General features: G+C 62.4%; 9 protein-coding genes. 4 read left to right on the forward strand and 5 right to left on the reverse strand.

Annotated elements, in window-relative coordinates; translation table 11 throughout:
* Positions 1-222: 222 nt before the first annotated feature.
* The gene (locus VGN12_21820) at positions 223-408 is read left to right on the forward strand and encodes a hypothetical protein (protein ID HEY4312102.1); all 186 of its coding nucleotides are present in this window, start codon (positions 223-225) and stop codon (positions 406-408) included.
* A 166-nt stretch (positions 409-574) separates the two neighbouring features.
* Here the strand turns inward: VGN12_21820 and VGN12_21825 are convergent, their stop codons facing one another.
* The 5 genes from VGN12_21825 to VGN12_21845 form a co-directional block, all read right to left on the reverse strand.
* Positions 575-2689: a polyribonucleotide nucleotidyltransferase gene (locus VGN12_21825; GenBank protein HEY4312103.1), complete on the reverse strand. Its 2115-nt coding sequence runs from the start codon at positions 2687-2689 to the stop codon at positions 575-577.
* A 222-nt stretch (positions 2690-2911) separates the two neighbouring features.
* Entirely contained in the window at positions 2912-3181 is a 270-nt protein-coding gene (rpsO, locus tag VGN12_21830; GenBank protein HEY4312104.1) for a 30S ribosomal protein S15, read from the reverse strand.
* A 327-nt stretch (positions 3182-3508) separates the two neighbouring features.
* A complete protein-coding gene (locus tag VGN12_21835) occupies positions 3509-4369 on the reverse strand; it encodes a fumarylacetoacetate hydrolase family protein (GenBank protein HEY4312105.1) in 861 nt (286 codons plus the stop codon).
* 85 nt (positions 4370-4454) lie between these two features.
* A complete protein-coding gene (locus tag VGN12_21840) occupies positions 4455-5453 on the reverse strand; it encodes an RluA family pseudouridine synthase (protein HEY4312106.1) in 999 nt (332 codons plus the stop codon).
* A gap of 95 nt (positions 5454-5548) precedes the next feature.
* The gene (locus tag VGN12_21845; GenBank protein HEY4312107.1) at positions 5549-6481 is read right to left on the reverse strand and encodes a hypothetical protein; all 933 of its coding nucleotides are present in this window, start codon (positions 6479-6481) and stop codon (positions 5549-5551) included.
* A gap of 259 nt (positions 6482-6740) precedes the next feature.
* On the opposite strand from VGN12_21845, the gene VGN12_21850 reads away from it, so the two are divergent.
* The 3 genes from VGN12_21850 (at position 6741) to VGN12_21860 (ending at position 13818) form a co-directional block, all read left to right on the forward strand.
* A complete protein-coding gene (locus tag VGN12_21850) occupies positions 6741-8813 on the forward strand; it encodes a UvrD-helicase domain-containing protein (protein HEY4312108.1) in 2073 nt (690 codons plus the stop codon).
* Positions 8814-9016: 203 nt separating this feature from the next.
* Positions 9017-10252, forward strand: coding sequence for a DNA repair exonuclease (locus VGN12_21855; protein ID HEY4312109.1), 1236 nt, complete (start codon positions 9017-9019; stop codon positions 10250-10252).
* The gene (locus VGN12_21860) at positions 10249-13818 is read left to right on the forward strand and encodes an AAA family ATPase (protein HEY4312110.1); all 3570 of its coding nucleotides are present in this window, start codon (positions 10249-10251) and stop codon (positions 13816-13818) included. The genes VGN12_21855 and VGN12_21860 overlap by 4 nt, the downstream gene beginning before the upstream one ends.
* The last annotated feature ends 48 nt before the right edge of the window (positions 13819-13866 follow it).

Below are 13866 nucleotides of genomic sequence, written 5' to 3' on the forward strand. Positions count from 1 at the left end.
CGGAACTTTATGAGAGGAGTGTGAAGGGCCGGCCGGCCGCCGGGGGAGAGGCATTTCGCAGGCGTCGGCCTTAACAAAATGTTTTTCGTCGGCAGCCCGACTCGCTTATGATAGTGCTGACTCCGTGGGGGAGTTACGTACGGGGATGGCAGACGGCGTCGCGTTCGGGTGACGCCGCCTGTTCCCCATTCCCTGTTTGCAAGCCTGTTAGGGGGCCTAGCAATGAATACCGAACCTATCGAAACGTACCGGGGCGTGCTCATCTATCACGATATGCCGAGGAAGCCCAACGAGGTGGAGCGCGCCCAATTTCGCTGCATGGCGCAGGGGAAATGGCTGACCGCCGAAACCAAGGCTTCGCTGCGCGAGCAGATCGACCGCATGCTGCGGCTGCCGATTAACGGCTGAAGCTGCCCCGCAGCCAGCACGCAGAGCGATTGAATCTCGGACGATGATTGTCGGCAAGCATTCCTCGCGCTTGTGACGCTGCACAAAAAAAGAAGAGCCGCCGAAACGGGTTTCCCCTTTCGGCGGCTCTTTTGAAATTAGCACCAATCGACCGAGTTAACGACGCTTAGGCGTCGTCGCTACCAGCCGCGGCGGCTTGCTCACGCAGTACCGCACGTCGGCTCAGCTTGACGCGGTCTTGGTCGTCGATCGCGATGACCTTAACGAGCATCGAATCACCGATTTTGCACACGTCGCCGACGCTGTTGACGTATTCGTCCGACAGTTCGCTGATGTGGACCAAGCCGTCCTTGCCCGGCAGAATCTCGACGAAAGCGCCGAAATCCTTAACGCTGGTGACGCGTCCTTCGTACAGCTTGCCGACGGTGACGCTCTCGGTCAGGGCTTCGACGCGACGCAACGCGCTCTCGGCCGCGCCCGCATCGCTGCTGGCAATGGTGACCGTACCGTCGTCGTCGACCTCGATCACGGCGCCGGTCTGCTCTTGGATGCCGCGAATGGTCTTTCCGCCCGGGCCGATCAGCAGGCCGATCTTCTCGGGTGGAATCTTGGTCCGCAGCAGGCGCGGTGCCCACGGCGAGATCTCGTCGCGAGGCATGGGGATAGCCGTCAGCATGGAGCGCAGGATCTGAATCCGCGCTTCACGCGATTGGGCCATCGTCGCCTTGATGATGTCGGCGCTGATGCCTGTGATCTTCAGGTCGAGTTGGATTCCGGTGATGCCGTTTTGCGTACCGGCAATCTTGAAATCCATGTCGCCGTAGTGATCCTCGTCGCCGATGATATCGGTCAGCAGCGTCCATTTATCCTCGGTCTCTTTGACCAAGCCGACCGAGATGCCGGCCACGGGATTGGCGATTTTCACGCCAGCGGCCATCAAACCCAGCGTCGCACCGCACACGGTGGCCATTGAGCTGGAACCGTTCGATTCCAGGATGTCCGAGATGACGCGGATGGTGTAGGGGAACTCGTCCGGATCGGGGAGTATCGGCTTCACGCTACGTTCGGCGAGCGCACCGTGACCGATCTCGCGACGGCCAGGGCCGCGGATGGGACGAACTTCGCCGACCGAGAACGGGGGGAAGTTGTAATCGAGCATAAACTTCTTGGAGTACTCTTCGATCAGCCCGTCCACGCGTTGCTCGTCACGGTTGGTGCCGAGCGTAATCGTGATCAAGGCTTGCGTCTCGCCACGTTGGAACACGGCCGAGCCATGCACGCGGGGCAGAACGTCGACTTCGCAGTGGATCGCCCGCAGGTCCTTCGTGCCACGACCATCGGGACGTGTGCCCGACAGAATCAAGTCACGCACGACGTGCTCTTGGAGCTTGCTCCAGGCGCGGTCGAAACTGCCGACGGCGATGGCCCCTTCGGCCTTCGGGTCGGGAATCAACTCGGAGAGAACTCGTGCCTTGAGTGCGGAGACCGCGTCGGCGCGAGCCTGTTTGCCGGAGGTCTGCTTGGCGGCTTTGAAATCGCCGTAATAGGTGCCTTGCAGACGCTCGTAGACACCGTCCGGAGCCGGGATGTCGTACTGCTTCTTGACGGGATTTACCTTGCGTGAGAGCTCTTCCTGCAATTCGCAAATCTCGATGATGATGCGATGCGCTTCGTTGATCGCTTCGATCATCTCGGCCTCGGGCATTTCGCGGGCAAAACCCTCGATCATGCAGACAGCTTCCTTGCTGCCCGAGACGACCAGGTCCAGATCGCTCTCTTCCAGTTCATCCTGAGTGGGGAAGGGAACCCAGCGACCGTCGATGCGGCCCAACCGCACGGCGGCAACCGGTCCTTGAAAAGGAAGCGGTGAGATTCCCAAGCTAACGCTCGCACCGTTCATGGCCAGCACGTCGGCGTCGTTCTGACGATCGCTGGCGACGACGAAGCATTGCACCTGCACTTCGTCGTGGAACCATTCGGGAAACAGCGGGCGAATCGGACGATCCACCAGACGCGAGGTGAGCGTCTCTTTCATGGTCGGGCGACCTTCGCGCTTCAGGAAGCCGCCGGGGAACTTGCCAGCCGCGGCCGTGCGCTCGCGGTAGTCGCACGTGAGCGGGAAAAAGTCGATGCCTGGGCGGGGTGGCCCGGTGGCGGCGGCGACCAGGACGACGGTCTCGCCGTATTGTACTAGACAGCTGCCGGCGGCCTGCTTGGCCAGAAAGCCGGTCTCGAACGACAGGACGCTCGCACCGATTTGCTTTTCAACACGTACTTTCAAGGTTCTTCCATCCTTCTTCTTAGCGTCCTGACCTGCGGCTCGACGAATGAGAAAAGCGCGACCAACGCGCTTGCGCATGTCGAACGACCGCGCCCTGAGAAAACACCACCACCGTGCCCATCAAGGGCAGGCGACAGAGTGAGGACCAGCGACGGTCCCGACGCCAAAGGCGATCTCAATGCCAGAAATGGCGAGGCAGGAATGACTGCTACTCGCGGCGGACTATTTACGAATATCGAGACGTCGAATGATGTCCAAGTACCGCTGAGGGCTGACCTTCTTCAGGTAGTCCAACAGGCGACGCCGGCGACTGACCATCATCAACAGACCGCGCCGACTGGCGTAGTCCTTGGTGTGCGTCCGCAGGTGCTCCGTCAACTCGCCAATCCGGGTTGTCAACAGTGCGATTTGGACTTCGGGCGAACCAGTGTCATGGTCGCCACGGCGAAAGTCCCCGATCAGTTCTTGCTTACGCTCTTTTGTGATAGTCATCTGTTTCGTCGTAAATCCACCACTTTGACCGGCAACCGGCCGCTTCCAGCATCCGGCTCCGATGCCGGCTTGCAGCTCTGGCGAAATCCAGCTCTGCCGACTTCTTGGTTTTCCCCAAGGTTGGCTAGGACTGCTCCCACTTGTAGGTTTTTAACAAAACTTGAAACAGCCAATGTAGCAATCTCGGCCGGATTTGCAACTACAAATGCATCTTCGACTTTCGGCTTGCCCGAGTAGAGACCGGTCGAACGGCTCGTAGCGATCAGATAAACGGGTACGGGCCCGCATTTTCGCGTTGATTGAGCCTGCGTCCTGCGGCCCTGGGTGTTACCCCTGAACCACCGGATTCGACAAGGTGCCGATGCCGTCGATCGCGATATCAACCACGTCGCCGGCATAGAGCGAGAAGTCGTCGTTGGGGACGATCCCTGTGCCGGTCAGCAGAAATGCCCCGTCCCGAAACAAATTGTCGCGCCCCAAGTAAGCGATCAGGTCTTCGAACGTGCGGGCCATTTTGCAGACGCTGGTACACCCTTCGAAAACGGTCTGCTTGCCTCGGCGGATCGCCATGCGAATGTTGATTTCCTCGCGCGGCGGCATGCGGTCGACCAATGTGATCCAGGGACCCAGCGCACAGCACGCGTCGTAGACCTTGGCTTGCGGCAGATAGAGGGGATTCTCCCCTTCGATATCGCGCGAGCTCATGTCGTTACCGATTGTGTAGCCGACCAGCTTGAGCCGCGAGTTCAGCACCAGCACGAGTTCCGGCTCTGGCACGTTCCACAACGCATCCTCGCGAATTCGCACCGGCTTGCCCGGCCCCGAGACACGGCTGGGCGTAGCCTTGAAAAACAGCTCGGGGCGCGCCGCAGCATACACACGATCGTAATGCGTGGCCGCGGCGGCTGATTCGGCCATGCGGGCCGTGCGGCTGCGCGTGTATGTCACTCCGGCCGCCCACACTTCCTGGCAGTCGATCACCGAGAGTGGGACGACCTCGGACTCGGGAACTTTTTGCGCCGATTGATCGATCAGTAGCTCGACCGTCGACAGCGGGTCATCGGTTTCCAGAATTTCGGCGAGCGACTGATAATGTCCGCCACTCATTTCGAGCGGCACGGCCATTTCGTCGATCACCGCCCCGATGGCCTCTTGGCCGTTGGGGAATCTCACCTTTCCGACTTTCATCGACTCCTCCCACGAATCCGCGCAGGCCGCTGGCCTTTCCTGAAAGCGCGGCCGACAGTGAAGCGATGATTTTCCCTTGTGACCTTCATTTGGACAAGCGGCGAAAGGCCCGCAGTTCGGCGAGGACACCCTCGATATCTGCCGGCAGCGGCGCTTCGATCGTCATCGGCTCCGACGTCTCGGGATGCACAAAAGACAGTCGCCGCGCATGCAGAGCCTGACGCCCCAGCAGCAGTGCGGTGTCCGCCGGCTGTTGGCGCACTTCGCCACGTGTAATTTCGGCGCGACCGCCGTATTGCCGATCGCAGAGCACGGGGCAGCCAATGCTCTGCAGATGGACGCGGATCTGATGTGTGCGTCCGGTGCGCGGCTCGATCCGCACAGCGGCGAAACCTTGGAAACGCTCCAGAACCTCGTAAAAGCTGCGAGCCGGACGGCTATTGGGGTCGTGCGGCCGGATCGCCATTTTTTCTCGTTCGCGCGGATGCAATCCGATCGGCAGATCGATCCAATCGCGGTCATGGTCAGGGCAATTCACGACAATCGCGAAATATTCCTTCTCGATCGAACGTTCTTCGAATTGCAGCGCCAACAGCCGATGCACCTGGTCATCCTTGGCAATCAGGATCACGCCGCTGGTATCGCGGTCCAGCCGATGAACGACACCCGGCCGCGTCGGGCCGCCGGCGCTGCTGAGATGATCGAAATGGAACTGCAATGCCGCAGTCAGGGTGCCGGACCAATGCCCCTTGGCCGGATGTACGACCATGCCAGGCGGTTTATTGACGGCCGCCAGCCAGCGATCCTCGAAGAGGATTTCGAGCGGAATGTCCTCGGCTTTGGGCAGTGCGCGCGGCGGATCGATCAGCTCTATGAGAATTCGCTCACCGCCGCGCAAGCCATGGGACGCCTTCACGCGTACATCGTCCACTGTGACGCTCTTGGCATTGATGAGCCGTCGCAGGTGAACGCGGCTGTAACGCGGCAACTGCTGTGCGAGAAACGCATCGAGCCGTACACCGATCGCCGATTCGGGAGCGATCAGCTCGAGTGTTTCCGGAGAAGATGGTGTTTCGCTCGACATCGAACCTGCTCGCCCGCGGCGCCCGTTTCAATTTGTGCGCCTGGAACTCGTTGCTCTGCGAGCGTGATGGCCGATGCCGCGCACCGACGAGGTAGCTAAGGAGTGGCCGTCTCGGGCGACTTCTGATCGCCAGCGGCAGGCGCGTCCGCCTTGGCTTCGGCCTCGGGCGCGTTGCCGGTGGCACTATCTGGAGTAGTGGGGGTCTCGGCCGGTGCAGCAGCGTCAGACGATGCAGCGTCCTCGGCGGGCGTCGCGTCAGCGGCCGCGCCGTCATCGGTTTTCGCTGGCGTGCTCAGCAGGCTGTCGCTATCGGCCTTGGCCGGGGTGAACGATCGCTCGTCGGGCATCTTACCGAAATCGGGACGTAGGCCCGGCAGACCCGGACCGCCTAGGCTCTGTCGCGGGGGCGTCGCCGCAAAGAACCAGTCGTAGAAGCGTTTGGTGGGCTCGCGTCCGAGATCGCGGAGCCGCTGCTGGGCTTCGAGCGCAAAAGGGCCAGTGCCCGAAGCGGCCAACGATTCGTAAGCGCTTCGTGCTTTGTCCAGTTCGTTCAATGACTCAAAGGCGTTGCCGACACCCAGCTTGGCACGCTCGGCGAGCATCGGGAACTTCGACTGACCAGCGACACGCAGGTACTCGTCTACGGCTGCGCGCAAGGAAGTGGTTGCTGCGGGGCGATCGTTGAATAGTTGGCCGATTCCTTCTCGCAAGTGGTGATCCGCCAAGCTGAGCACCGCCCAGTAACCGACCGGCGTGTTGGCGAACTCCGACGACTGCGCAATCTGCGTCAGCGGATCGATGTCACCTTTCTGTTGCAGATCGTCCATCGCGACGAAGTAACGTTGCCATCCCTCCTCGTTGCGATAACCGGCTTGCGTATTCAAATAGCTATAGAGACCGATCGCGACGACGATCGCTACCAGCACGCCCAAAGCCAGCCGTGAATAGGGACGAAACCGTTCGACCTGGAGGCCAATCCAGTCCGCCAGCACGTTGGTTTGTAGTTCGTGGCGGCGCTCCGTCTTCATTGCGGACCTTCCGTTCGATGCGTGCGATCTAAGGACAAAAGGAGCCAAAGCAGGGCTCAGAAAGTTCTGCTGCCGGGAGTATGGGGCTCTCGCGGAAGTTCGTCAAGAGCGGCTACTTACGTCGCGTGTGCCGGTGCCGCGCGGGGGATGTTCAAAGGATATTGCCAGCCCGTTGCCAAGCCGCCACACGAGCCGGTAGGATCGCAGAAGACCGGTCACAAGGTCAGAACGGCGCACCACCCGGAAGACACAAGCTAGGATGGCGACTCCTCTCAATCCCGCCCAGGATCAGGCGGTTCACACGCTGCGCGGCCCCTTGCTCGTGCTGGCCGGCGCAGGCACGGGCAAAACGCGCGTCGTAACACATCGGATCGCGGAATTGATTCGTCGCGGCGCGCGCCCCTCGCGAATTTTAGGAGTGACGTTTACGAACAAGGCCGCCGGCGAAATGCAGGATCGCGCCGCCGCACTGTTGGGGAAGCGCCAGCCCGAGAAGCCTGAGATTTCGACATTCCACTCGCTGTGCGTCCGAATTCTGCGCCGGCACGCCCGATTGTTGGGTTATCCGGCACAATTCGCGATCTACGACCGTGGCGACCAGGAGGGGGTAGCCCGCGCGGCGCTGCGCGACATCAAAGTGCCTGGTGCCCTGTTGCGCCCCGGCGACTTGCTGAATTTCATTAGCCGCTGGAAATGTGCATCGCTACGGCCTGACGCGGCGGTTTCCCAGGCCGCGACCGACAAAGAGCATCTGGCGGCCATGGCCTATCGACGCTACCAGCGGGCTTTGAAGACGGCCGGAGCCGTGGACTTCGACGACCTGCTGTTATGCACCGAAGAGCTGTTCGACCATTTTCCCACGGCCCGCGCCGAGGAAGCAGAACGCTACAGCCATTTGTTGATCGACGAGTACCAGGACACCAACGGGTCCCAGTATCGGATCGTGAAGGCGCTCGCCGATCAGCACCGCAATCTGTGCGTGGTGGGGGATGACGATCAATCGATCTACGGCTGGCGCGGCGCTGAAGTCGCGCATATTTTGCGATTCAACCGCGACTGGCCGGATGCCACGGTGATTCGGCTGGAAGACAATTACCGTTCGACGGCGGCGATCCTGACCTTGGCCAATAGGTTGATTGCCTACAACACGCAGCGACATGACAAGGTGCTGCGCGCGTTTCGCGGCGAGGGCGAGCAGCCCCGCATTCTGCAGTTTCCCGACGAGACTGTGGAAGCACGCCGCGTCATCGAAGAAGTTCGCGCGCTGATCGACACGAAATCGGCCGAACCGCGCGAGATCGCGATCCTGTTCCGCACCAACGAGCAGCCGCGTCCCTTCGAAACGGAATTGCGGCGGGCGAAGGTGCCATACACGTTGATCGGCGGAATGTCGTTTTACGATCGTAAGGAAGTGCGCGACGTGCTGGCGTATCTGAAAACGATCGTTCATCCGCGCGACGAGGTTTCGCTGCTGCGGATCATCAATACGCCGGCGCGCGGTATCGGCGCCAAGGCGGTGGAATTGCTGATGGCCCGCGCCGTGGCGGCGGGCAAGCCGCTGTGGGAGGTCTTGCCCGAGGTCGCGCAGATCCCCGAATTGCCCGTGGCGGCTGTAACGGCGGTCGGGCAGTTTTGCGAGCTGATAGAACGCTATCGCGAAATCGTTTCGCACGGTCGATTGGTTCACGTCGTGCGGCAGCTACTGGCCGAGATCGGTTATCAGGAGGAGATCAATCGGCAATACAAAGAGCCGAACGATCAGACCGCTCGCTGGAATGCTGTGGAAGAGGTGGTCAACGCGCTAGGGGGCTATGCCGAGCGGGCCAAGCGTCCGACCTTGGCTGGATTCATCGAGGACGTGGCCCTCGGCGGACGCGATGATAGTGAAGACAAGGAATCGCGCCTGGCACGCAACGCGGTCGTCCTCATGACGTTGCACAGCGCCAAGGGGCTCGAGTTCCCGCATGTCTACCTGGTTGGGATGGAGGAAGGGTTTCTGCCGCATCATCGCTCGGTGGCGCTTGAGGGGGCGGCCATCGACGAGGAACGCCGGCTGTGCTACGTCGGGGTCACCCGTGCGCAGGACCGCCTGACGATGACGCTCTCGTTGAATCGGATGAAATGGGGGAAAAAACGCCCCACGATCCCCAGCCGGTTTCTCTTCGAACTGTTGGGGAAAGCCGACCGCGCGCCGAGCGCCGCGGGCAAGTTGCCGGCGCCCCATGGCCGACCAGCGGCAGCGCGCGGAGCGGCCAAGAAAAGTGCGCCGCACGCTGGCGGTCGCGCCACGCGTGCTCCCTCGACCGATCGGCCTCCGCCGCGCCCGAAGTGAGTCGGTGCGCGACGCGTTCCTGAGCGAGCGCTAACGACTCGGCAGCTCGGTCAAATTGGGAAAGCGAGGTAGCCCGTCAGGCCCTCTGCGACTAGACTTACGCCATTGCATGCTTGGTGCTAGCCCGGCCGCGGGCGATGCTTGCTGTGCCGACTAGGTTCTTCGGTCCGCATAGCGCCAGCAGGGAAGCATTCGAGGCGTTCATGTCGCAGTCCTTGCGTTTTTTACACGCCAGCGATTTTCATCTCGAACGCCCACTGACGGGCTTCGCCGAGACCCCTGCGCACCTGGTGGATTTGCTGATTGACGCTCCCTACGCTGCGGCGGAGCGCGTCTTCGAACTGGCCCAGAGCGAACGGGCCGATTTCCTGGTGCTGGCCGGAGATATTGCGAACATTGATCGCGCTGGCCCTCGCGCCATTGCGTTCTTGCTCGATCAGTTCCAGCGTCTGGCGGCGCGCGAGATCGCGGTCTATTGGTTGTGCGGTCCGTCCGAACGGCGCGGTCCCTGGCCGGCCGAGGTCGCGTTGCCAGGGAACGTGCGCATCTTCCCGCTGGGCACGGCGCAGCCGCTCGTCCATCATGCCGATGGCGACGATCTGGCGCTGCTGTTGGGTTACAGCCCCGGCAAAGGGGATGCACGTCCCGAGCCGGTCGCCAAGACGAAGTCCGGACGTTATACGATTGGCGTCAGCCACGGAAAATTGAATCAACGACAGGTCGCCAAGCTGGGCGTCGATTACTGGGCCTGCGGCGGACCGCATCGCCGGCATCAAGCCAGCGGTGACAAGGGGCTGACCGTTTACTCAGGCTCTCCGCAGGGACGCACGCCCAGCGAACGTGGTCCGCACGGTGCGGTCGTGGTCGAGGTCGATGAACGTGGCCTGGCTCGCCCGCGCTTCGTGCCAACAGACCTGGCGCGGTATCGCCGTATCCGCGTAGAGATCGATCCCGCGGCCTCGCGCGCGGATCAAGAACGCATCTTCTCCAATCGCGTGCAAGCGGAGTTCGACCGCGCGCCGGGGGGCGATCTGTTCTTGCGCTGGAAGATCATTCCTGTGGGGATCGCCCGCGGCAGCAACACGATTCTGGGTGCATCGACGGAAGCCTGGGGACAGTCGTGGCTGCGCTGGCTGCGACAAGAGTTCGGCACCGATTCGCCCGCCGCTTGGAGCATATCGGTTGATGTCATAACGCCGAAGACCAAGGCACACGATCCACAAGATGGTAGCCTGCTCGCCGACTTCCTGGCCGTGATCGACGAAATCGAGGAATCGCGCGACGCCCTGCCACTGGTGGAAATGTTGCCTGAGGGCGCGCGCCATTCGTCGGCTGCTGATCTTCTGCAGGTGGCCGATGCACGGCAGCGCAAGCTCTTGCTGCAACGGGCTCGCGCCTTAGGGGCGGATCTGTTGGGTGCCGAGGAGTTCTCGGCATGAAGATTCGTGACATTTCGATCGACGGCTTCGGCGTTTGGTCCGGCCTGCAGTTACTCGCGCTCGACGATCATATCAATGTCTTCTACGGTCCGAACGAAGCCGGCAAGACGACATTGATGCAATTCGTGCGGGCGATGCTGTACGGCTTTTCCGCCGATCGGCGTGCTCGTTACCTCCCTCCGGTACACGGCGGGCGAGCGGGCGGCTCAGTGACCTTGGCTAGCGCCGACGGAACGTTTCTCGTCGCGCGTACGGCGACCGACGCCACAGCTCCCGAGCGGTTAGAAATTACATCCGGCGAGGAACGGCTGCGCGACGACCACCTACTCGCGCGTCTGTTGGGTCACGTCGACGAATCGGTCTACCGTAATATTTTCGCGATCGGCCTGCGCGAAATCCAGGAACTCGGATCGCTCAGTGACACCGACGCCTCGCAGTGGCTGTATAAGCTGGCCACTGGCACGGACCGGGTTTCGTTGGTCGATGTGCTTTCCGAGCTGACCAAGGCGCGCACGCGGTTACTCGCGGACGGGCAGACATCGTCTACGATTCCGCAATTGTTGGCCGAACGCGAAGAGCTGCGACGCCAGGCGACCGCCCAATCGTCGATTCGTGCCTATCTGGATCTGGGGCGCAAACGCCGCGAGCTGCTCGCGCAGATGGACGGATGGGACAGCGAGGCCACGCTGGCCGAGCGATCCGCGCGGCTGGTCGAAATCGCGGCCGCGGTGTTCGACAAGTGGCACGCACGCCACGCCGTGGAGCGCGACCTGGAAGCGGCCCAGCAAATTCCCCGGCTCGGTCAGCAAACGGTTGATGCCTATGACGCGCTGGGCGCCTCGTTCGCGCGGATTAAACGCCGTCACAAGATCCTGTCGCGCAAGCTGGCCAAGACGAAGCAGGAAGTCACGGCCCTCGGCTTTGACGTGATCCTGTCGCGCCGTGCGGGGCGGGTCGAATCGCTCTTGGAGCAAGAGCAATGGATCACGGCGCTGGATGCCGAGCGCGTGGCCCTGGCCGAACGTGTGGTAGCTCTCGAAGCGCGCCGCGCCGAACTTTGTACGCAACTTGGTTTTGACCCGGCGGGTGCTGCCGGCACACCGGCCGAAACTCATGGCAAGGCGTGGCGGCAACTAAGAGCGCTCGCCAGCGAGCTGCGCATCGCGCGTGATCGATTGGCCGTGGCCACCGAAGAGGCCGGCAGTAAGCAGAAAGAATCGCAGACAGCCTCGCAGCAACTAACAGCCGCTCTCAAGGCACGAAACGCTGAAAGCCTGACGCCGCTTCTGGAGAGTGCCGGGCAACTGGTTTCGCAATTACGTCGCCGGGTGCAGTTGGACGATCGTGTCGCGGAGCTCACCGAGCAGCAGACCGATGTTGGTGAGCAGAGCCGCGATCTGCTTTCAAAACTGTTGCTCCCCGGCTGGGCGGTGACCGGGCTGGGGGGCGGTTTTGTTTTAGGCACCATGGCGTCACTCGGCGGCCTGTTTTTGCCGGCCTCGCTGGTGGGCGATGGTCGCCTGGCCCTGGTGGCGCTGGGACTGGTTTCCTCGGGCGGGTCGGCGGCGGCCAAATACGCACTCGAGAAAACATTCGCCAGTCGCTCGAGCCGGTGCCTGGCGCAATTGGAATCGCTGGCGGATCAGATTCAGAAGGCAAAGCAAGATCGCGATGCTCTCGATCAGCAATTGCCGCGTGGTGGTGGGCCGTTGCTCGCGCGGCTCGCAGCCGCCGAGAAGGATCAGGCCGCGATCGAAGCTCTGGTACCGCTGGAATCCAAGCGTCAGTCCGGCGCCCAAGATTCGGGCGATGCCGAGCAACGCCGCGAGGAAGCTCATGCGATCTATACCGAACTGCGACACCGCTGGCGGCACGCCTTGATCGATGCCGGTTTGCCCCCGAAGACTCCGCCCGGCCGCGCCGGTCAATTGGCGCGAGTCCGCAAGCACCTGACCAACCTCGACGCACGCTTGACCGAAGAGCGCGGAGAATTGGCTCGGCGCCAAAGCGTAGTGGACGCTTTCGCCAACCGGTTAGCGCAATTGCGGGCTGAGTTGGATATGCTGCCCGAGGAGCACGCTAGCGAGTCGCCAGTCGTTAAACCCGTGGCACCGCCGCCCGCGGCCAAGACCGTGCCCGCGACCGTGAAGGCCCTGCCGTCCGGCATTCCCGCCGAGTTGCGGCTGCTGCGCGAACGTTTGCACGAGCAGGCCGCGCTGGCCTCGCGTCGCAAGGCGCTGATTCACGCGGGAAACACGTTGATTGTGCGGCGGAAGAAGGTGCGCGCCCACGGCCATCATCTTCATCGCAAGATGCAGTCGCTTTTGAAGCGCGAAGGGGTCGCCGATGCCGCCGAACTTCGGGCGCGCGTTGCGAACTCCGTACATAGTGACCAGTTGAATGCGCAACTGGCGACATTTGCTGTCGAGATCGCGGCACTGTTGGGGCCGCAGACTCTGGAAACGGACGTCGCCGCGCTGGTTACGACCAAGAGCCGGCAAGATCTCGATAACGCCTGGATTGAACATAGCGCCAAGGCTCGCGACCTGCGCGATCGGGTCAAGACGGCGCACGAGCAACTGGGGCGCTGGCAGCAAGAATCACAAACGCTCGTGTCGGGACGTCAGGCCAGCCAGACGCGAGTGAGACTGGGGGCGGTCGAGCGCCAATTGCGTGAGGCTGCCATGCGATGGCAAGTGCTGGCCACGACCGAGTCGTTGCTGGCAGGCATTCGCAAACGCTACGAACGCGATCGTCAGCCCGAGACGCTGCGCGAGGCATCGGGTTATCTCGAACGTATGACCGCGGGGCGTTACAAGCGGGTTTGGACACCGCTCGATCAACACGTGCTGCGTGTCGACGACGCGCAAGGGAACTCGCTGGCTGTCGAAGTCTTGAGCCGCGGTACGCGCGAGCAATTGTTTCTCAGCCTGCGGTTAGCGTTGGTGCGCTGGTACGCGCGGCGTGGGATCGAACTGCCGCTGGTGCTGGACGACGTGCTGGTGAACTTCGACGCGCAGCGCGCCCGAGCGGCCGCCGAAGTGCTGCGTGATTTCGCCGCGCGCGGGCATCAGTGTCTGGTGTTCACCTGTCACGAGCACATGTATCACTTGTTCCGTTCGCTCGACGTGGAGGCCCGTGAGCTGCCCGCGAATCCGCGCGTGCTGGCGATGCGCGGTCTGGTGGCCGAGCACGACGTGCCCCGGCCTCCGGTGGCGCCATTGGTCGTGCCGTCGGCTAGGCCCGCCCCGGCAGAGTTTATCGAGCCGACGCTACCGACGAACGGGCACTCGTACGAACATGACGTGGCCCCCGCGCCGCCGCCGCCACCACCGCCTCCTCCGCCGCCACCACCGCCTGCCCCCGTTGCGGTTCCCGCCCCCGTGCCCCCGCGCAAGAAACGGGCTCATGTGAAGTTCGACACCGTTCATGGGCCGCGTGGGCCGTTTGCCACCGCGCTGTGGCACGAGCGGGTGACGTATGAACTGTCGGCCGAGCCACCCGAGGAGCCACCGCACGATTCATACGACGAAGACGATTGGATCGACGTCGATTCGGTCGAATAACGACGGATGAATTGTGCGCAGTCGATGTCACGCCTTCTGGCGGGGCAG

The organism is Pirellulales bacterium, from assembly GCA_036499395.1.
GTDB lineage: Bacteria > Planctomycetota > Planctomycetia > Pirellulales > JACPPG01 > JACPPG01.